Source organism: Streptomyces pratensis, assembly GCF_037137275.1.
Taxonomy (GTDB): Bacteria; Actinomycetota; Actinomycetes; order Streptomycetales; family Streptomycetaceae; genus Streptomyces; species Streptomyces pratensis_B.
Genome location: NZ_JBBBEN010000097.1, coordinates 15,195 through 35,706 on the forward strand (window position 1 = coordinate 15,195; position 20,512 = coordinate 35,706).

General features: G+C 68.8%; 18 protein-coding genes. 14 read left to right on the plus strand and 4 right to left on the minus strand.

The annotated features are described in order from the left end of the window. The first annotated feature begins 76 nt into the window (after positions 1-76). From V9U70_RS22400 to V9U70_RS22435, 8 genes are all read left to right on the plus strand, one after another. Positions 77-1,105, plus strand: a complete 1,029-nt coding sequence (locus V9U70_RS22400) for a saccharopine dehydrogenase family protein (RefSeq protein ID WP_336677908.1) — start codon at positions 77-79, stop codon at positions 1,103-1,105. A 156-nt stretch (positions 1,106-1,261) separates the two neighbouring features. After that, the gene (locus V9U70_RS22405; RefSeq protein WP_336677910.1) at positions 1,262-1,723 is read left to right on the plus strand and encodes a nuclear transport factor 2 family protein; all 462 of its coding nucleotides are present in this window, start codon (positions 1,262-1,264) and stop codon (positions 1,721-1,723) included. A 150-nt stretch (positions 1,724-1,873) separates the two neighbouring features. After that, entirely contained in the window at positions 1,874-2,689 is an 816-nt protein-coding gene (locus V9U70_RS22410; protein WP_336677912.1) for a helix-turn-helix transcriptional regulator, read from the plus strand. Between the two features lie 838 nt (positions 2,690-3,527). Next, positions 3,528-4,583 carry an aldo/keto reductase gene (locus tag V9U70_RS22415; protein ID WP_336677913.1) on the plus strand — a complete coding sequence of 352 codons (1,056 nt, stop codon included), beginning with the start codon at positions 3,528-3,530 and terminating at the stop codon, positions 4,581-4,583. Between the two features lie 40 nt (positions 4,584-4,623). Then, a complete protein-coding gene (locus V9U70_RS22420; RefSeq protein WP_336677914.1) occupies positions 4,624-4,926 on the plus strand; it encodes a hypothetical protein in 303 nt (100 codons plus the stop codon). 13 nt (positions 4,927-4,939) lie between these two features. Continuing rightward, on the plus strand, positions 4,940-6,055 hold the full coding sequence (locus tag V9U70_RS22425) for a DNA alkylation repair protein (protein WP_336677916.1): 1,116 nt from the start codon (positions 4,940-4,942) through the stop codon (positions 6,053-6,055). A gap of 194 nt (positions 6,056-6,249) precedes the next feature. Further along, complete coding sequence (locus tag V9U70_RS22430; protein WP_200694936.1) at positions 6,250-6,621, plus strand: nucleoside triphosphate pyrophosphohydrolase family protein; 372 nt, start codon at positions 6,250-6,252, stop codon at positions 6,619-6,621. Between the two features lie 140 nt (positions 6,622-6,761). Further along, positions 6,762-7,073, plus strand: a complete 312-nt coding sequence (locus V9U70_RS22435; protein ID WP_336677920.1) for a GyrI-like domain-containing protein — start codon at positions 6,762-6,764, stop codon at positions 7,071-7,073. A gap of 346 nt (positions 7,074-7,419) precedes the next feature. On the opposite strand, the gene V9U70_RS22440 is transcribed toward V9U70_RS22435, so the two are convergent. After that, complete coding sequence (locus V9U70_RS22440; RefSeq protein ID WP_336677922.1) at positions 7,420-8,787, minus strand: DHA2 family efflux MFS transporter permease subunit; 1,368 nt, start codon at positions 8,785-8,787, stop codon at positions 7,420-7,422. A gap of 273 nt (positions 8,788-9,060) precedes the next feature. Between V9U70_RS22440 and V9U70_RS22445 the strand changes: the two genes are divergently transcribed. Both V9U70_RS22445 and V9U70_RS22450 read left to right on the plus strand, forming a co-directional pair. Next, the gene (locus V9U70_RS22445; protein WP_336677924.1) at positions 9,061-9,684 is read left to right on the plus strand and encodes a TetR family transcriptional regulator; all 624 of its coding nucleotides are present in this window, start codon (positions 9,061-9,063) and stop codon (positions 9,682-9,684) included. Between the two features lie 105 nt (positions 9,685-9,789). Then, the gene (locus tag V9U70_RS22450; protein WP_419724010.1) at positions 9,790-10,536 is read left to right on the plus strand and encodes an NADPH-dependent F420 reductase; all 747 of its coding nucleotides are present in this window, start codon (positions 9,790-9,792) and stop codon (positions 10,534-10,536) included. 149 nt (positions 10,537-10,685) lie between these two features. Here V9U70_RS22450 and V9U70_RS22455 read toward each other — a convergent pair whose 3' ends face one another. The 3 genes from V9U70_RS22455 to V9U70_RS22465 form a co-directional block, all read right to left on the minus strand. Beyond that, the gene (locus V9U70_RS22455) at positions 10,686-11,402 is read right to left on the minus strand and encodes an NADPH-dependent F420 reductase (protein ID WP_336677926.1); all 717 of its coding nucleotides are present in this window, start codon (positions 11,400-11,402) and stop codon (positions 10,686-10,688) included. A gap of 169 nt (positions 11,403-11,571) precedes the next feature. After that, the gene (locus V9U70_RS22460; protein ID WP_336677927.1) at positions 11,572-12,084 is read right to left on the minus strand and encodes a flavin reductase family protein; all 513 of its coding nucleotides are present in this window, start codon (positions 12,082-12,084) and stop codon (positions 11,572-11,574) included. Further along, a complete protein-coding gene (locus V9U70_RS22465) occupies positions 12,084-13,397 on the minus strand; it encodes an NtaA/DmoA family FMN-dependent monooxygenase (protein ID WP_336677929.1) in 1,314 nt (437 codons plus the stop codon). Before V9U70_RS22465 ends, V9U70_RS22460 begins: the two co-directional genes overlap by 1 nt. A 451-nt stretch (positions 13,398-13,848) precedes the next feature. Here V9U70_RS22465 and V9U70_RS22470 point away from each other — a divergent pair, with 451 nt between their 5' ends. Genes V9U70_RS22470 through V9U70_RS22485 form a run of 4 tightly spaced genes read left to right on the plus strand, consistent with a single transcriptional unit; the run spans position 13,849 to position 20,049 of the window. Continuing rightward, positions 13,849-14,640: a TnsA-like heteromeric transposase endonuclease subunit gene (locus tag V9U70_RS22470; protein WP_336677930.1), complete on the plus strand. Its 792-nt coding sequence runs from the start codon at positions 13,849-13,851 to the stop codon at positions 14,638-14,640. Further along, complete coding sequence (locus tag V9U70_RS22475; protein ID WP_336677931.1) at positions 14,637-16,907, plus strand: transposase; 2,271 nt, start codon at positions 14,637-14,639, stop codon at positions 16,905-16,907. The genes V9U70_RS22470 and V9U70_RS22475 overlap by 4 nt, the downstream gene beginning before the upstream one ends. Next, positions 16,904-18,184, plus strand: a complete 1,281-nt coding sequence (locus V9U70_RS22480) for an ATP-binding protein (RefSeq protein WP_336677933.1) — start codon at positions 16,904-16,906, stop codon at positions 18,182-18,184. The genes V9U70_RS22475 and V9U70_RS22480 overlap by 4 nt, the downstream gene beginning before the upstream one ends. 2 nt (positions 18,185-18,186) lie before the next feature. Continuing rightward, positions 18,187-20,049: a TniQ family protein gene (locus tag V9U70_RS22485; protein ID WP_336677935.1), complete on the plus strand. Its 1,863-nt coding sequence runs from the start codon at positions 18,187-18,189 to the stop codon at positions 20,047-20,049. The last annotated feature ends 463 nt before the right edge of the window (positions 20,050-20,512 follow it).

The following is a 20,512-nucleotide window of genomic DNA, read 5'->3' on the forward strand; positions in this document are numbered from 1 at the left end:
ACACAGCGCCGAGCGCGTCACCGCTCGGGACCGGCCTTTCCCGCAGTCCCACTTCCTACCTGTTCATGGGAGCATCATGTCAGTCACCCCCCGCCTGCTGGTCTACGGAGCCACCGGTTACACCGGGAAGCTTGTCGCCGAGCACGCCAAGGAGTCGGGCCTCGACGTCGTCGTGGCCGGCCGCAACCAGGAGCGCGTCAAGGCACTCGGTGAGGAACTGGGCGTTGAAAGCCGCGCCTTCACGGTCGACGACCCCGCGCTCCTGCGCGACGCGCTCGATGGCATCACCGTGGTCCTGAACGTCGCCGGCCCCTTCCACCGCACCGCGGGACCGCTGATGGACGCCTGCATCGACAAAGGTGTGCACTACCTCGACACCACCGCCGAATACGACGTGTTCGCCGCCGCGCGCTCCCGGCACGCCGAGGCTGAGGCCGCCGGCGTGATGGTCATGTCCGGCGCCGGCTGGGACGTCGTGCCCAGTGACTGCGTGGCCGCCCACGTCGCGGCACGCGTCACCGAGCCCATCAGTCTGCGCCTGGCGCTCAAGCTCCTCAGCGCGACCCCCGAGGAGTCGGATGGCCTGAACCTCTTCTCCCGCGGGTCGATCGTCAGCGCCACCGAGGGCATCGGCGACCTGGGCGTGCTGGTCCGCAAGGACGGGGACATCGTCGCGTTGCCGGAGCCCAAGGCGGCCTCGTTCGACTTCGGTGACGACGGGCTCGAAGAGTGCGTATCGGTGTCCATGGGCGACCTGATCACCAGTCACTACGCCACGGGCGTCCCCTCGATCGAGGTGTACGTGCAGGTCGGCCAGCCGCTCCCCATCGACCTGGACCTCTCGACGCTGCCCGACGGCCCTACCGCCCAGGAGCGGCAGGTGGGACGCAGCAAGGTCGTAGCCGAGGTCACCGGCCGGGACGGCAGCGCGACCCGGGCCCTGATCGACACACCGACCGGTTACCGGTTCACCCAGCTCTCCTCCGTGGAAATCGCCCGCCGCGTACTGAACGGCTCCTTCACTCCCGGCTTCCAGTCGCCTTCCTCCGCCTACGGCCCCGAACTGGCCCTCGCCGTCGGTGACTCGCAGATCAAGGACCTGTAGGGACATCGCAGGTGGTCCGGCCACCTGCGGATCCGAGTGGAACATGGGTGTGTGGCACCCAGGAAGACAGGTCCTTCCTGGCCGGTCGCCGCGCGAACAGACTGAGGGTGTTCGCCCGCCGGGGCGAGCGGCTCCCCCTGTCGAAAGGCCACTGCCATGCCTGCTTCCACCTCCTCGATCTCCAGCGCCCGACAGATCGAGAACCTCATCGCCCGCTACTCGCACCTCGTCGACGAGGGCGACTTCGCGGAGTTCGGCGCACTCTTCGAGAACGCGGAGTTCGTGTCGGGCGAGGTGAGCCTCCGCGGCGGGAAGGCCATCGAGGACCTGATCGGCTCGATGCTGGTCGTGCACGACGACGGGACCCTGCGCACCCGGCACATCACGACGAACATCCTCATCGAGGTGAACGAGGACGACGACAGCGCCGAAGCGCGGTCGTACTACAACATCCTCCAGGCAGTGCCCGGCCTCCTGCCGCTGCAGATGGTGGCGGGCGGACGGTACCGCGACCGCTTCGAGCGGCGTCAGGGGACGTGGTCCTTCGCCCGGCGTGAGGTCACCATCGACTTCACCGGCGACACCCGCTACCACCTCAAGACCCCGCAGGATGCCTGAAGCGCACCGAAGGGCCGGCTCGCGTCGGGCACGCCGACTTCCGGTGCGCCGAGCCGAGAAGGAGTTCGGATGCGCATGCACGTGCCCTCCATGGTGCCCATGGGCTCGGCACGAACCCGCGGGCATGCCGGGGAGCCAGGGGAGAACTCCTTGGGGGAGTTTCTTCGGGCCCGCAGATCCCGGCTGGCTCCCGCGGACGTCGGCCTGGGCACCGGTGGTCGTCGCCGCCGGGTGGATGGACTGCGCCGGCAGGAGGTGGCGGTCCTGGCGCACGTCAGCGCCGACTACTACAGCCGACTGGAGCAAGGCCGGGAGCGACACCCTTCGCCCCCGATCGCCGAATCCCTCGCCCAGGCCCTTCGTCTGCCCCCCGACGCGCGAAGCCACCTGTTCCGTCTCGCCGGACTCAACCCGAACCTGCGTCCCGACACCGCACGCGGACAGGCGCACCCGGAACTACTGCACATCCTCGACGCTTCTCACCAGGCAGCGGCCTACGTACTGAGTCCCGGCTTCGACATCCTGGCGGCCAACGCGCACGCCCAGGCACTGCTGTCTCCCTTCGCCGGCGGTGATCAGAACCTGCTTCGGATCCTCTTCACACATCCCGGGGCGCGAAGCTACTTCACCGAATGGCCGATGGCCGTCGCCGGCTCGCTTCGCACGCTGCGTCTCAATGCCGTCCAGCTGCCCCAGGACACCGAGATCATGGACCTCGTCGCCGACCTGACCATCGAGTCGGCCGACTTCGCGAGGAGGTGGGAGAGCGGCGCGCCGATCGGCCTGGACCGTGCGTACAGAAAGGTGGTCCACCCAGCAGCCGGACACATCGAGCTCTCGTACCGCCTCCACGGCGTGGCGGCCGTCCCGGGACAGCACCTGCTGGTCGGAGCTCCCGCCCCGGGAAGTCGCAGTGCCGAGGCATTCACCTACCTCGCGGCCATGAGCGGAAAGCAACGATGGTGATCGCTGCCACTTCGTTCGCTCCGTCACCCTACGAAGACCGTGCTCACCATGATGCGGATGCGTGCCTCCTCACGTTGGTCACATGGCCTTGCGGGACAGGGCGCGCCCGGGCTAAGGCTTCCATCTGCCCATGCGGAGCTGGGGCGGCCCGGCCGATCAGGCTTGGTCCGCAGCCCGCAGGGCCCGCCCCAGCCATTTCAGCTCCTCGGCCGCATCAGGGGACGTATCCCGCCCGCGCACACGGGCGACGAGTAGGCGATATTGCTCCGCCCCTGCCTCCATCCCGGCTTCCAGGCTGCGCAGCACGTCGACGCGATGTGCCTCACCGAACAGCTCGGACAGTACTTTGGCGGCTCCCGGCCCCTCAGGGGCGATGTTGTGCCTCCTGGCCTCTCCACGGCCTGCCTGACCTGCCGGCCCACCAAATGGACGCCCCGTGAGAAGGGCGAGTTGGCCGATAGTCAGGACGCCAGACCGTTCTTCCTCCAAGGGTGGAATCCTGAGCCCTCCAGCCGCTGAAGACTCAAGAGCCCGGCCGCACGGGCCAGTGGATCTCCACTTCGAGGCTCTGTGTACCCCTGCACCAGTCGGCCCGCTCTCCCACAAGATCTGGCTCGTGCGACGCGCTGTGCCGCTGAGTACCAGCGCCAGATGTCGGCGCTCGCATCCGGGCCGTCGCATCCACGATCACGATCGGTCTGCCTGGGTGTGGCACACCCACCCTCGCACAACCTCCCTCTTCGGGGTCCTGTCAGCGAGTGTGGAGTCCACCCCCCCCACCGCGGTCCATCGTCCGCATCCGCAGTTCTGAGACTCCGAGAACCCAGAAGGAAACACCATGTCTCTCACCTCATACCGCACCCTCGGCCGCTCCGGGCTCCGCGTGAGCCCTCTCGCCTTCGGCGCGATGAACTTCGACGACGGCAGCTGGGGCTCCGGCCCCGAAACCTCGTTCGGGCTGCTGGACCACTACCTCGACGCCGGTGGCAACTTCGTGGACACCGCGAACATGTACAACGGCGGCGCCTCCGAAGAGACTCTGGGCCGCTACTTCGCCCAGCGCCCCGGCCGCCGTGACCGCGTCGTCCTGGCGACGAAGTTCGGCGGCAGCATGGTGGCCGACGACCCCAACTCCGGCGGTGCCGGCCGCAAGGCGATCCGCGCCCAACTGGACGCATCTCTGCGGCGGTTGAATACCGACTACATCGACCTCTACTGGATGCACCAGTGGGACCGGCACACTCCCGTCGAGGAGACCCTTTCCACCCTCACCGATCTGGTCCGCGCGGGCAAGGTCAATGCCATCGGCCTGTCCAACGTGCCCGCCTGGTGGGTCGCCGAGGCCGCTACCACCGCCCGGCTGCGGGAGTGGGAGCCCGTCGCCGCGCTCCAGGTCGAGTACTCCCTGCTCGCCCGTAGCGTCGAGGGCGAGACCTTCGGAGCCGCCCGCCGCTTCGGGCTCGGCATCACACCGTGGAGCCCGCTGGCCAGCGGTGTCCTGTCCGGCAAGTATTCGCGCACCACCACCGAGGTGGCCGGTTCCGGGCGCACCGCGTACGCCGCCTCCTACCTGAGCGAACCGACCTTCGTCCTCCTCGACGCCCTGCGGGAGATCGCCGACAGCCTCGGTACGACAGTGGCAGCGGTGGCGCTCGCCTGGGTCCGGCAGCGCTCCGAGGTGACATCCACCCTGGTCGGCGCCCGGACTCAAGAGCAGCTGGCCGCCAATCTCGCCTCGCTCGACGTCACGCTCACCGACACGCAGATCACCGAACTGGACAGCCTCACGGCACCCACCCTCGACTACCCGCACAGCATGATCGAGTCCATGGTCGGCTTCCAGCAGGGCGACACCACGGTCAACGGCCTGTCCGCCAAGGCGTTCGTTCGCTGACCTCCCTCAACAGCACTGCTTGACGAGAACGGAACACACCATGGCCGAGACACTCGAGATCGCCACCTTGCGCCCAGCACCGGGCCTCACCGCCGACGACTTCGTCCAGGCGAACGCGGACATCGACGCCTACCTGAAGCGACAGCCCGGCTTCCTGTGGCGACGCATCGTCGAGACCGACGACGGACGCATCATCGACATCGTCGCCTACGACAGCCTGCCGCACGCCCGCGCCGGCGCCGCCGGAATCACCGGCGAAATGGCGGACTCTCCCGTCCATGCCACGATCGACCACGCCAGCGTGGACTGGCAACTCACCACTGCACTGCACCACGTCACATGACGGAGAGACCAGCATGCCGTTCGCCGACGAACTCATCAGCCGCCACACCGTGCAGAACCTCACGCACGCCATCCGGGCCGCCGCTCCGGACGCCACCCTCACGGCACTGCACGCGGCAGCACGGCAGATCGGCCCGCTGCCCCTCAGACAGCGCGCCGACCTGCTGCGCGACGCACTGCTGACAGACCTACCGGGCGATTACGCCACACTCGCCCGGACCGTACGAACAGCCCGCGACAAGGCACCGCAGTTCACCGGATGGCTGATCTGGCCGGTCACCGGCGCGCTCGCCACCCGCGCCGTCCAGGAAGACGAGACCGCCGCCTTCGACGACGCGATGGCGCTTCTCGCCGAGCTCACCGGGCGGCTCTCCTCCGAGTTCGCGATCAGAACACTGCTGCGACACGACCTCGACCGGGCGCTCAACACCATCGTGAGCGACTGGACTGGATCGGCAGACCCCGATGTGCGGAGGCTCTCCTCGGAAGGCACCCGTCCCTACCTCCCCTGGGCGGTACGGGTGCCGCAGATCCTGACCCGTCCCGGAGCGACGGTCCCCATCCTGGACACCCTCTATCGGGACGAGAGCGAATACGTACGCCGCTCGGTCGCCAACCACCTCAACGACCTCAGCCGCGACCACCCCGAGATCGTCGTCGACACAGCGCGCCGCTGGCTGGACAGTCCTGACGCCACCACGGAGCGCCTGGTGCGGCACGGGCTGCGCACGCTCATCAAGCGCGGCCACCTCGGTGCACTGGAACTGCTCGGTTTCGCTCCCGCGGTCCTGGACGTGGTCGGGCCCCGACTGGACCGGGACGTCGTCCCTCTTGGCGAGAGTGTCCAGCTCACCGCCTCAATCCGCAACGTAGGTACTTCTGCGGCGCGGCTGACGATCGACTACATCGTGCATCACCGCAAGGCCAACGGAACCCTGACCGGTAAGACCTTCAAACTCGCCACCCGAACCCTCGCACCGGGCGAACAGATGGAGGTGATGCGGGAGCACTCGTTCCGGCCGATCACGACACGCCGCTACTACCCGGGGCGGCACGCAATCTCCCTCCAGATCAACGGAGTCGAGTCCGACCGGGCCGAATTCGAGCTGGCCCCCATGGACAGACCGTGACGGGCGGCACGGAGGGAAGCGGGGCGGTCTCCGGGCCCCTGTAGGCGATCACCGGCCACGTTGACCTCGCATCGGTCACGTGTGTCACCCGTCTGCCGACAGACCGCATCACCACACCGACAGACCAGGACCGAATTCGTCCGCATCTGCCTCTAGCGTCGTCAGTGACATCGATTTCCCCGGAGGGGCCCTCAATGAACGAGACGCCGACACACGACGAGAAGGCCGGCCTCATCGAGGCCGAGGACAGGGCGCTGCAGGTCCGAGCCCAGTACGAGCAGATCGAGCAGCGCGTTTTGGGCCGGACCTGGACACTGCCGGAACTCGCGCTCGGCTTCACGAACGACGCAGCCTACGTCGGGCGCCTGGTGCTGGCCGCCGAGAGCACCTGGGGCATCGACGGTGACGTGGACGCCGAACTGCGGCACAAGCTGGCTGAGTGTCTGTGGTGGGTCTTCGTGCTCGCCGACCGGCTCGACGTTGATATGCCAGAAGCCTACGAGGCCACCATGGATCGCATCGGCGATGGCCTGCAGCGGACCTTGGAGGCCATGCCCAAAGGCTGACACGCCGCTGGTAGTCCAGCGGCGTATCCGAAGCAGGCCGAATCTGGCGAGAGCGAAGACTTTTACACCGGCAACAGCATCGATCTCCTGAGTACCGCATCGCCACCCGCGTCGCCGACTCGACCACCCATAACGCAATTGTGTCGGCCCGCCGTGACGCGGCGGGCCGTGCCGACGATCCGGGTGGCGAAGTGGAGCTGTTCACCTTGCCCGAGAGCCTTGTGGTGCAGGTGATGCATCACGGGCCTTTCAAGGACGAGTTCGAAACTCTCGCTCGGCTTGGCGCGTTCGCCCGTGAGAGGGGCCTTCGGCGCTCCGGCCCGCATCGAGAGATGCACATCGACCCCTTCACCGCACAGACGCCGCACGACGCGTTGCGGACCATCTTGCGTGACCCTGTCGCTGTGACGACGCAACGCAGTTGGCAAATCAGCAGGCTTGTTGGCAAATGACACCTGTCGTCACACTGCGTCAACGGTGTCGGGCGGGACGGGTCGAGGCGGCCCGACTGGGTATGTCAGAACGTCAAGAGGACCCCGGCTACTGCGGGGGTCCTCTTGACGTTCTGCGTACCAAGGGGTCAGCGGTTGGCGGTGAGTTCGCCGGGAAGGTCGGCCCTCAGGTCGTTCAGCCCAGTGACTGCGGCGGCGTTGTCGGAAGCACCGCTCGGTGGAGACGCCGGCGGCTGGGGGCTGGGCGCGGCCTTGCGGACGAAGATGGTGCCGATGATCGCGAGGCAGCCGATGACCGCTGCCGTCGTGAAGGCGGCTTGTGCTGCTGAGACGGACTGTGCCAGGTTCAGCTCAGCGCTCCCGCATCTTTCGCGTGGGAGCCGATGGTGTAGGCCGAGATGAGGACGGCGCCGCCTGCGCCGCCTGCCAGTTGCTGGGCGGTGTTGAAGGCCGCGGTGCCGTGCGGGTAGAGCTCGGTGCGCAGGGAGGACAGTGCGGCCGTCGTCATCGGCGCCCACATCAGGGCCTGCGAGGCCGACAGGACGAGGTAGGCGGCCAGGAGCGCGGTGACACTGGTGCCCTCGTCGACGCGGCTCAGGAACCACAGGGAGCCTGTCCAGATGACCGATCCGGGGATGGCCAGGGGCCGGGGTCCGTAGCGGTCGTAGACGCGTCCGCCGAGGACCGAGACAAGGGCGATCAGGGCTCCGCCGGGGACCAGGAAGAGGCCGATCTGGAACGACGTCAGGCCGGCGACGTTGGTGAGGACCAGGGGCAGGACCATCGTGGTGCCGAAGCCGACCAGTGCGACGACGAGCATGACCAGCAGCGGAACGGTGAACGAGCGGGTGCGGAAGATCCTCATGTCGAGGAACGCGTTGTCGCTGCGCTGGAGCACGGTCTGCCGGCGGACGAAGACAGCGAGTGCGAGGAGCCCGATGACGATGGGGATGTAAGGCGGCACCGGTGCGTGGCCGGAGGCGGACTCGCCGATCGTGGACAGGCCGTAGACGAGGGCGCCGAACCCGATGGCGGACAGGACGAGGGACAGCACGTCCAGCCTGACAGGCTCCGGAGTGGTGATGTTGCGCAGTTTGGCGGCGCCCAGGGCCAGCGCGGCCAGGACGACGGGCAGGACCAGGATGAACAGCCACCGCCAGCTGAGCTGGGAGATCACTACGCCGGACACCGCCGGGCCGACCGCGGGTGCCACCGCGGTCAGACCGGTGACCAGCGCCATCGTCCGGCCTCGGCGATGCGGGGGAACCAGGCGCATCGTCGTGGTCATCAGAAGGGGCACGAGGGCGGCCGTGCCGACCGCCTGGATGATGCGGCCGGTGAACAGCACACCGAATCCCGGGGCGACGGCGGCGATCGCCGTGCCCAGAGTGAACAGGGACAGCGAGCCGATGAAGACCGTGCGGAGGTTGAACCTCCGCAGGAGGAACCCGGTGGCGGGGATGAGGATCGCCAGGGTCAGCAGGTAACCGGTCGTGAGCCACTGTCCCGTGGTGGGCGTGATGCCGAGATCGGTGATCAGGGTGGGGAGTGCGACTCCCAGCAGCATCTCGTTCAGCAGGACCGTGAACGCGGAGACCATCAGAATCCCGATGACGAGAACGTCCTTGGAGGTCAGTTTGTCGTCGTTGCGGGTCGGTAGTACTGCGTCCGGTGTGTCTGCGGCGGCCTGTGCCGGGATCTTGTTGGGGGACATGTGATCTTTCCGTCGGGCTGGGGTGGGGTGCTTGAAGCCGAGTTGTGCGTGCCGTCGGGTGCGCGCGGCAGCCCGGGCGCACGCACCGGGCGTGAGGCACAGGGGCGGCCGTGAATGCGCGACCAACGAGGTGCGGCTGCTGGCGGCCACGAGCGCCGTGGCAGTGTCTGCGGATCTGCCAGCGGTAGCGCCGGAGCCAATAAGGAGATAGTCTCCGTTTCACGGACGACAATACGGAGATGGTCTCCGCATTGTCAACGGGAGGTGCACGGCATGAGTGAGGGAGCAGTCGGCGGGCGTCGGCAGCGGACGGACAAGCAGCGCAATCGCACGCACATCCTTGAGGTTGCGGAGGAGTTCTTCGCCGAGCAGGGCATCACCGGCTCCATGGACGCCATCGCCAAGCGGGCCGGGGTAGGCCCGGGCACTCTGTATCGGCACTTCCCCACCCGTGAGGCCCTGCTGGCCGCGTTGCTGCAGGCCCGCGACGAAGAGCTGGAGGCCCGTCGCGTTGCCATCCAGCGCGAGGTGACCGACTCCCGCGCCGCGCTCGCTCAGTGGCTTCAGGCGCTGAACGAATGGGTGACCGCGTTCGACGGCCTGCCCGAGCCCCTCCGGGCCGCGCTGAGCGAGGGGGGCACGTCGCCTCTGGCGATCACCTGTCAGGGCTTCGTCACGACCACCGAGGACTTTCTCGGCGCGGCTCAGCGGGACGGTGCCGCCCAGCCCTGGGTACGGGGCCGGGACCTGTTCCTCAGCACGCTGGCCACAGCCTGGGCGCGCGGCGCCGTCATGGCCGACGAGTCGTCACCCGACGCGCTCGTCTCTCTCATGCGCACCGGGTGGGAGACACCCGCGAGGAAAACGGCGCCCGGGAGCGCCGAAGGGCTTTCATGAGCGTCGGCGTCCTTGAGGCCAGCCGCCGGCCACATCACCGTGCGGCGGCGCCACGTCGGCCGCACCCACCTCCCGCACCCCCCACTCGATGCAAGGAGATCCACTGTGAAGATCGGCATTCTGGGCGTAGGACACATCGGTAAGACGCTGACCCAGCGGCTCAGTGCCGCGGGGCATGAGGTGAAGGTGGCCAACTCGCGCGGCCCGCAGACGATCGAGGCCGATGTGCTCTCCTCGGGCGGGGATGCGGTCACCGCGACGGAGGCCGTGGCGGACGTCGACGTCGTGATCCTCTCGATTCCCCTGAACCGTCTTCCGCAGGTGGCGCCGCTGATCGCTGGCGTGCCGGCCGGAACGGTCCTCATCGACACATCGAACTACTACCCGGCACGGGACAACCGGATCGAGGCCATCGACGCCGGGCAGGTCGAGAGCCTGTGGGTCACCGAACAGCTGGGCCGACCGATCGCCAAGGCGTGGAACGCGATCGGGTCCCACTCCTTCGCGACCAAGAGCACACCCGCAGGAAGCCCGGACCGCATCGCCATCCCCGTCGCCGCCGACCGCGACCAGGACCGCCAGGTGGCCATGGCGCTGGTCGAGGACACCGGATTCGACGCCTTCGACGCCGGGACCCTCGCGGAATCATGGCGTCAGCAGCCAGGCGCGCCGTGCTACTGCACGGACCTCTCCCGCCAGGAGATGCCGGGCGCGCTGTCCGCGGCGGAGGCCGATCGCCTGCCCCGGCGCCGCGACCTGGCCGTCGCCGCGATCCAGGAAAGGGTCGGGGACCCCACCACGAACCCCGACGCGGGGTACGGCGTCCGCCTGAACCGGGTCCTGTTCATGTGAGCAGAGGGGTGCGCGCCGTTTGCGGACATCTCGTCCGCCGCACACCTGCACCCACCCCGAGTGCCCTTGGCCCCCGGCGTCGTTCGACGCCGGGGGCCAAGGGGTTCGCGCGCAGCGTCCGGTGGGTGGCGCTGCGCGGACATGCGCTGTCAGAAGGTGCGCGCGGCCACCTTCACCCGCTGGGCCGTCCGCAGCGCCTCCTGCAGCTTGTCGGCGGGCAGCGGCGCTGCGGGGGCCTGCATGATGTCCTCGGCGGGCACATCGGGATCTGCCAGGTAGATACGGGTGTATGCGCCGGCCTCGGGCTCGAAGCGCCAGCTCTCGTCCAGGGTTCCGGCATCCACCGTGTCGAAGCCGAGCCGTTCGACCAGTTCCGCCGCCCGGACCTTCGCACCGCGGTCATCGCCGGCGATGGGCAGGGCGCTGCGGTCCAAGGCCCCGGCAGGCCGGGCCAGCTGGGGGATGTGGTGGGCCAGGATGTTGTTGAACGCCTTGACCAGCAGCGCGCCGGGCAGGAGCTGCTGCTCCAGCTCGGCTGTGGTCACCTCCTCGGAGTCGAGCTCGGCGATCCGGCCGTCGCGAAACGGGTAGTAGTTCCCGGTGGACAGCACGGTCCTGCCCTCCAGCAGGCCGGCGGGCAGGTCGCGGTACGCGGTCAGGGGAATGCTGAGCACGGTCGCCTCCCCCGCGCGGGCGGCCTCCTCGACGGTGCCCGCCGTGGCGCGCGGCCCCAGTTCCCCGACGAGGCCGGTGAGGCTCTGGGGACCGCGTGAGTTGGCGAGCACCACGTCGATGTCCGCAGCCACCGCCAGCCGTGCGACCGCGGACCCGATGTTGCCGCTTCCGATGATTCCCAGCGTCGGCATCGTTGCTCCTTGCTTCCTTGGTGTTCCCGGGACCGAGCGGCCCGGGCAGGTTTCAGTGACGGTCGTCCTCGGCACCGCAAGCCGGGCGGGACAGGGCAGACGAGTCGCCTCATGTACCGGGTCTGTGATCAGGCCCCAGATCCCATACCTGCCTCGACGCGCCGCACGGTCAATAGGCCAGTGGTGTGTGGCTGCCGAAGGAGCGCCGGTGATAGGTGAGCGGTTTCAGAGATTCCCCGCCCGCCTCCGCGGCTGTTACACGGGCGAGCAGGACGGTGTGATCCCCGGCGTCGACGCTGTCGGCCACCTCGGCGGCGATCCATGCAGCCGCATCCGGCAGCCGCGGCAGTCCCTCGCTCGGTGACCAGGGGACGCCGTCGAACTTGTCGGGGCCCGGGCGGGCGAAGGCGGAGGCCAGATCGGTCTGGTGCGCGCCCAGGACATTGAGACCGAAGCGGCCACTGCGGCGGATGACCGCCAGCAGGTGCGAGCGTTCATCCAGCGACACCAGCACCATAGGAGGGGCCAGGGACAGAGACGCGAAGGCGCTGACCGTGGTGCCGTGCGGCCGGCTGCCGTCCAGGGCCGTGACCACGGCGACCGGAGACGCCACGGCGGCCATGACGTCCCTGAACGCCTGCTGCGCCGCAGCGCCGGATCGCAGAGAAGCGCTGGTGGACATCACCGGGCCGCCGTTTCCGTGACGCGCGGGTCGAGGCCGTACTGCTCGCGGGCGTGGAGGTGGTCGCGCAGGGTGGTGCCTGCGTAGTCGAGGTGAAACAGGCCGCGTTCCTGCAGGAGGGGGACGACCTGGTCGACGAAGGCGTCGACACCGTCGTGGTAGCCGTCGATGGCCACGGAGAAGCCGTCGCAGGCCCCGGCCTCGAACCACTCCTGCATGTGATCGGCCACGTCGGCGGCGGTACCGGCCACGACCGGGTGGTAGTCGATGACACCGTGAGCGAGCACATCGCGTAGGGTCCAGCCCTCCCGGGCCACCTGAAGGGCGCGGGCGGAGCGAGGGTCGTGCGGGCTGGGCACGGCGTCGGCCAGCTGGTCCGCGGTCAGCGGCTCGTCGATCTGCTCGTAACCGAGCGGCAGGCCGATCATGGTGCCGAGGTAGCGGACGCGCTGGCGCAGGTCCACGGACTCGTCCAGGAACCGTCGCCGGTCGAGGGCGGCCCGGCGGGAGGCGGCGATGGCCGGCATGAAACCGGCGAACATCTTCACCTCGTCCGGATCGCGCCCGGCGCGCTCGGCGGCATCGCGCAGTGCCTGGCGCTGGGCCCGGCCGTCTTCGATGGTGTAGGGGTTGGCGTAGACGCCGTCGGCGTAGCGGCCGGCCAGCTCCAGGCCGTATTCGCCGCCGCCGGCCTGGAAGATGACCGGCTGGCCCTGCTCGGAGGGCGGGATGGGCAGCGGGCCACGGGAGGCGACGTGGCGGCCCTGGAGGCCGACCGGCTGGATCTTGTCCATGTCGGCGAACTTCTTGCCGTCCACGTCCAGGACCCACGCGTCCTTCTCCCAGCTCCCCCACAGCGCCTGCACGATCTGGACGACCTCGTGGGCCCGCTCGTACTTCTCCGCCCGCGGCGGGACGGCGCGGCCGAAGTTCGCCGCGGCGGCGGGGACGGAGGTGGTGACGGCGTTCCACCCGGCCCGGCCGTGGCTGATCACGTCCAGCGCCTTGAACTGGCGGGCGAGGTTGTAGGGCTCGTTGAAGGTGGTGGAGGCGGTGGAGACCAGCCCGATCCGCTCCGTCTCGCGCGCTATGGAAGTCATCACCAGCAACGGATCGATCGCGAAGTGCGGAACCTGACCATCGAGGTCCACATCCAGGGCCGGGGTGTCCGCGAAGAACAGCAACTGGATCTTCCCTCGCTCGGCTGCCTGCGCGTACCGCACGAACTGATCCATGTCCGTATAGCTGTGCAGGTTCGCCCCAGGGAGGCGCCACGCCCCGGGCTCGGCTCCGTAACCGCTGGTGAACTGCATGCACAGGAGCATCTGACGACTTGACACGACTGGCCCCTCCTGACGGGACACGAAACGGAGGATGTCTCCGAATGGCCACCTCAGACAATGCGGAGACCTCCTCCGCATTGTCAAAGAGGTCAGGTCGGGCAGCGGGGGCCGCCGTGCACAGCGGCAAGGTCCTGTCGGTCATCGCCTCGGAGACCGAGGACGGCGTCGAGGTCGTCCAGTGGACCGCCAAGGACAAGCCCAACCAGAGCAGTTCCGCCTCGCCTGAGCCTCACCGTCTGAGTCCGGCCACCCTCGTACCCGGCTTGGCCACGGCGGACGGCGACGCCCCACCCCCGCGCCCNGGGGCGGGCGCGGCCAGCAAAGTGATCAGTTGTGATCAATCGCTGCGCGGTGGGGGACGAGCTGATGATCTGGTGCGGTGAAACCGAAGCCGGTCCTCCGGGTCCGTTCCGATTTGTGCGTGCTGGACGAGCTGACGCCGTCGTACGGGAGCCTGGATGAGCCGCGCAGACGGCTGGTGATGCGGGACAACTGGGCGAGCCGCTGGACGGCAGCGTGGCAGGTCAACGGGTCGACAGTCGTCTGGCCGGTCCGGGACCTGGGTTCGGTGCCGGTGCTGTCGTCGAAGCCGGTTCGCGGTTTCACCTGGAGGACGAAGCAGAGGCATCGGCCCGGGCTGGAGTTCCTGGTCTCGACAGGGCGGATGCACGGCTTCGAATCTCTGGAGGAGAGGGCGGCCCTGCTGGCGCTGGACTTCATGACGGTGATCGAGGTGCTCCCGCAGCCCTTCGCCCTCAGCTTCGAGCACGTCGACGGGCACGCTAAACACACCCCGGACTTCCTGGCCATGATGGGCGACGCCGGGCACTGGTTGCTGGATATCCGGCCTGCGGGACTGATCGGTGAGATGGACGCGGTGAAGTTCGCGGCGTCCCGGGAGGTGGCGGCCGCCTGTGGGTGGCGCTACTCGGTGATCACTGGCTGGCGGCCACACGTCCTCTCGGGTTTGGACGCGCTGTCGGCACAGCGGCGGCCCCTGACCGACCAGCTGAGCTGCCAGCCTGCCCTCCTCGCGGCCGTCGCCGACGGCCCGGTCGCGTTCGGGGAGCTCGTACAGGCGACACGGGTGCCGGCAGTGGGTCGGGCCCATGCGCTTCATCTGCTGTGGCACCGGCGGCTCGGCTTCGACTTGGGGCGCCCGCTGGACGATTCATCCCTGGTCTGGCCGGCGGGCTGGACGGAGTCCCGGTGACGGCCGCCCGGAGGCTGCTGGACCTCGCGCCGGGGGCCGGGTTCCGGATCGACGGCGTCGACTGGGTCGTCGACGAGGTTCACCCCCAGCACGGCCGTGTCGTCCTGGTGAGCACGGAGGGCCGGACAGAGGAGCGGACGGTCAGCTGGCTCATGCACCACCGCCCCGAACCTCTGGCGCAGGCAGCGCAGGCGACTGCGGGGGACGGTCGGCGGGCCCAGCCGCGGGCGCTGGCGGACCTCACCCCTCTCCAGCTCCAGCGTGCCCACCTGCGGGCCGAGCACATCCGGGAGGCCGTCACGGGATTCCGTGACGGCCACCCGGCCAAAGCCCGGCCGGGCGAACCGCAGCCCGAGTACGATCCGGCCCGCACGACGCTGATGCAGCGGCGCAAGACCAAGGCCCGGGAGCTGGCGGGCCTCGATCCGCTGGAGGCGGAGCTTCTGGGTCTGCGGCGCATGAGCGAGCGCACGCTGATCCGCCTGTCGGCACCGCATGTTGACGAACTGGTGCTGGCTTGCGCGGACGGCCGCTGGACCCGGCGTAGGACGGGCCGGGTCGTGAGGCCGGAGATCCGGGAGGCGGTCCTCGCCGTTCGCCAGGAGTCGGTGCGGCGATCGCGGATCTCGATGCGGGGCAAGCACCGTCTGCTGCACCAGTACATGGCCGAGCGGTTCCCCGGCTTCCCGACGAAGGACGTTCCCAGCTGCGACACCCTGGCCCGGATCTGGGGTGAGTGGTTCGGGCCGGGCGGTACCCGCCAGCGCTATCTGCGAACGGGCGAGATGCTGGACGACACCGGGCCCCGGGTGGTGGTGCACCGCCCGGGGCAGGTGGTCGCGCTGGACTCGACGCCCCTGCCGGTCAAGCTCCGCGAGAGCGTCTTCGGCGAGCCCGTCTCAGTGATGCTCACCCTCGCCCTGGACCTCTACACGCACTCGTGCTGCGCCTTCCGCCTGACGATGGTCTCGGACACCTCGGTCGACGTCGCGATGCTGCTGCGGGACGTGATGATGCCGTTGCCGATGCGGGAGGGCTGGGGCGAGGAGATGGAGTGGCCCTACCCCGGGGTGCCCGCCGGCATCGTCGCCGACTTCGCCGGCCACAAGGTCGCAGGTCTACCGTTCTTCGCCCCGGAGACGGTCACCACCGACCACGGCGCCCCCTACAAGAACCACCAGATCGTCCAGGCCCAGGACGAGATCGGCTGCAACATCCTGCCCGCCCGCACGATGCGGCCCACGGACAAGTACGCGGTCGAGCGAGCTTTCGGCTCGCTGAAGACGATGCTGCTCGAACACCTGCTGGGGTTCACCGGCACCGATGTCGCCGACCGGGGGGCGGACCCCGAAGCCGACGCGGTGCTCAGCACGGGACAGATGGAACACGTCATCGCGACCTGGATCGTGAAAATCTGGCAGACCCACGCGCTGGGCGAGTACGCGCCCAGCTGGGAGCCCGGCGGCCACCACAGCCCCAACTCCCTGTTCGCCGCCGCGATGCACCAGGGCGGCTGGGCAATGCAGATCCCGACGCCCGACCTCTACTACAAGCTCCTGCGCAAGCACCACGTGATGATCCACCGTCGTCGCGGGGTAAAAATCCTCGGCCTCTACTACTACGACCCCGTGCTGGACGAGCCCCGCTTCCAGGGCCCCTCGGCCCGCGGCGGCCGGCACGGGGGACGGTGGGTCGTGCGCAGCGACCGACGGGGCCGCCGCACGGTCTTCCTCCAGGACCCGGACGATCACGAGACGTGGCACATCCTGCGCTGGACGGGGTTGCCGCCGCAGGGCGAAGTGCCGGCGTTCTCCGACAAAACCGTCGAGGCCCTCATCGCCGACGCCCGTCTGCGCAAACTCAAGGTGCTCAGCGACACCGAACTCCTGCCCCCACTGCTTCAGATCCTGCGGTCGGCGGCCCCCGTCGACCAGTGGCCCACCCAGATGACCAGGAAGGAGAAGGCGTCCCGCTCCCGCCTGGCCTCCCAGGGCCGGGCCGCCGCATCCGACCGCCCGCCCGCGGCAGCTCCGGCACCTGCGGTCATATTCCCGTACGCCGACGTCGACGCTGCGGAGCCGGCCGGGCCGTCCTGGCCCCGGTACGCGCGAACCGTCCAGACCGCCGTCGACGCGGACCTGCGCCACCGCCGCGAAGACATCGGCCACCCACCGCAGGCTCCTCAACTGCTGGATGACGCTTTGCGGCAGCGCAGCCTTTTCCTGCTGCCCGATCTTGACGACGACGAGCCAAAGGACGACGCGTGAACGACCTGGCGGCACCGCGCGACCTGCTGGCGGGCCTGCCGTCCAGGAGGAAGATCGCCGAGCTGATCCTGTCGGACACACCCAGCCGCGACACGTTCGCCGGATGGCAGCACTTCCGTGCCACCCGCACCCTGCTGGTGCCGGCCCAACGGCTCACGGTCGCACAATGGCGCACGCTGCCCCTTCGACGGCGGGACGACTACGACACCTACCGGCAGATGACCAACGTCAACCTGCCGCTGCAGCAGACGCCGATGACTCGGAAGGTGTCCCGGCTGATCGACCGCCGGCTCAGCGCCAACACCCGCAAGAAGGGCGACCCAACCCTGGCCGGCGTGATGGTGAGCGGCTGGGGCCAGCACGGGAAGACCGCCACAGTCTGCCGGGTCGTCACCGCGTTCGAAGACCAGTGGCTGCGCCTGCACAACTCGCTCAACCCCGCGTCCGTGCCAGGCACAGTGGACCTGCACTCGCCGGTCGTCTACGTACAGGCTCCGGTCACCGCGACGCCGAAGAGCACCTGCGTCACCATCCTGAACTTCTTCAAGGCACCGTCCCGGGGCCTGACCCTGCCCCAGCTCGTCCGGCAGGTCGCCGAGTCGCTCAGGGACCACGGCGTCAAGGTCCTCATCATCGACGACATCAACCGCCTGCGGATGCACCGCGCCGACGACCAGGACGTCCTCGACCTGATGCGGGCCTTCATGGGACTGGACGTCACCTTGATCCTCACCGGAGTGAACATCCCCGGCACCGGCCTGCTCCGCGAAGCCCGCTGGCACTCCCAGCAGGGCTCCTGGGTGATGCCGCCGCCGGAGTCCACCCGCATTCACGGCCTGGAGGTCACCCAGACCGAACGACGCTTCGAACTGGTAGAACTCGACCGGTTCCGCACCACCACCCCTACCGGCATCCAGGCGTTCGTGAACCACCTCCAGGGCATCGAGGGAAACCTGCGGCTGCTTCACACCCACGACGGCATGCTCACCGAAGGGACCATGCCCGAATACCTCATGCGCCGGACAGGCGGAGTCGTAGGGCTCCTCGGCCGACTGATCGAGGACGGCTGCCTGGAAGCCATGGCCAGCGGGAAAGAGTGCCTCGACGAAGCCCTCTTCGACGAGATCGTCATCGGCCGCGAAGACCTCAACCATCCCCCGGACACCGAAACCCCCACCGCACCACCCACACCGGCCCGGGACACCGCACGCCGGCGCCGCGGCCGCAACACCGTCTTCGACGACCCCGGGCCCCGAACCGGCCAGGCAGCGGGCTGAACATGCGCCGCCTGCCCCAGCGACTGCCACGAAGCCTGACCCCGTTGCCCGGCGAGGACCTGCCCGGCTACACCCTGCGCCTCGCCCACCGCCTGGACCTGACTCCGATCGAACTCCTCCGGCAGACCGGCCTCGTCGCCGCCGACCGCCACGTGGCCCCGGCACGTCTGATGCTGATGATGGAAGGGGACGAACTCACCCGCTTCTGTGCCGCCACCACCATGTCGACGCAGGACGCGCTCGGACTCACGTTTCGCCCCTACGTAACCAGCTACCCACCCGTCGCTGAAGCGATGCTGGGTCTCGGTGGCTTCGGCATCCGGGCCCGAGGTGTCTTTCCCACCTGGCTGCTGACCACCTCGACGCGCTACTGCCCCGAATGCCTCGCCGGCGACGGATCGCCGATCCAGCAGCGTCACGGAGGCCCCTGGCAATCTCAATGGCGCATGGCGACCACCTTCGCCTGCCTGAAGCATCACTCGTTCCTCCGCACCACTTGCCCCACCTGCGCACTGCCGGCGCAGACGATCCGGGGCAACTCCCGGCGCCTCATCCCGGAACTCCACGTCCAAGGACTTCACCCAGCTCAGTGCCGAAACGTCCCCTACCCCAGGGGCGGAACCTGCGGCGCCCGGCTCGACACCTCGCCGGGAACCGGCGACGACCGCCCCACTTCCGAACTGCTGGACCTCCAGAGCCGTCTCCATCGAGCTCAGCCCTACGGGACCAGCCCCTCCCCGGACACGATGGCCGGCCACAACCGCATGTCGGACCTCCTCATCATGGCGACCCTCACGCGCGCAACCTGGCCGCTCACAGCTCAGCACGCATCGAGCGGCGCACTCGCCCGAGCCCTGGGCCACGACCTGGCACGCCCCGGCCCCGCACCGTCCCGGAGGCTCTCAACCAACACCACAGCCCGCTGGGACAGCGAACCGTTCTCAGCCCAGGGCACAGCAGCACTCCTAGAGATCTCCGCCAGAATCCTGAATCTGCCCCTCCCGGAGTTCCGCACCGAACTCGGGCAGGTCGCCGCCCGACTGCCCGAGCGCGAGGAGACCGCCTGGGGCCACACCTGGCTGGCACTGAAACGCGACAGTTCTCCTCTGTTCAGACACGAACTCCACGAGGCACTCAACCAGCGCTTCCCCAGGCTTCTCCCCACACAGGCTCCGCTGCCAAGTCCGCCCCTCGTCCACCAGCGAGGTTGCCAACCGGAGACGATCCCTCAGTGGCTTCCCGACAGCTGGCTGAGCGCGGCGACGAGCTCCTTAAACAGACGCACAGGCCATGCCGCGCTCCGCAGGGGCCTCGCGGCACACCTCGTCCAGACAGGAACCGGGATGTCGCTGCAAGAGGCAGCAACCTACCTCGGCATTCCGCCAAGCTGGATGGCGGACTGGAGCAGGTTCCGCCCCTTGGAGGAACGCATTCACGGCCAGGACGCGGATCTGGGCAAGGTCCTCGACCATCTCGCCGATCACGTTCGCAGTCAGCCCGTCATCGACTTTCACGCACGACGACAGTGCTTCGCGCACTGGACGCTCCCCGAGCCAGAGATGCAGAAGATCGAAGCGAACTACACCGGACAACGGCGACCCCGCCTCGCCAGGTCGCAGAGCGCTCAGCGACTTCAGGCATGCTTCTCTGCCTTGGCCTGGTCTCAGCTCACCGGCAGTGAATGGCGCCTGTCACCCAGCCTGCTGCCTCCGATGACGCCAGCAGCCGAACCGTCGGCCATCGACACGACGGTGATCAGCATGCTGCGTGGCTCGCAGGCGCAACGTGACTACTACAGCTACCTCCGCACCGCCATGGCGAACCACTGCAGCAACATCCTCACTGACATCGATCACCCTGTGTGACAGTAGCTTGCCAACCAGGACGCGTCACCCTTGCCAACTACAACGCGTCACGTCTCGCTGATCAGGGCTGCCACGAGCTCCTGCTTGCCAACAACGCTGCGTAGTCACAGTCGCCTGACCTGCGGGCCTCACCAATGACCGCGGTTCGAAGCCCGCAATAGGATCACCGAGCGTCCCGCGCTCTCGCCGTGGTGTCGGCCTACTGCCCGGTAGACGAGGGTGAGGGGCAGATCCAGGGGTCGACCACCGGCGTCGTGCGTCGTTGACCCAACCCCTGCCCGCCTCTGACCGTTCGGCGACCTTGCCGGACGGCCCTCTTGCCGCCGGACAGAGGCGCCCCGGCTACCGGCCGCCCCGGGCCCCGCCCGNGGGGCCCGGGGCGGCCGGTAGCCGGGGCCGTCGCCCTGGTTGACCGTTTCGGGAAGGCTCAGCAGTGTCGTCCTCCGAAGCCAGAGGCTCACCC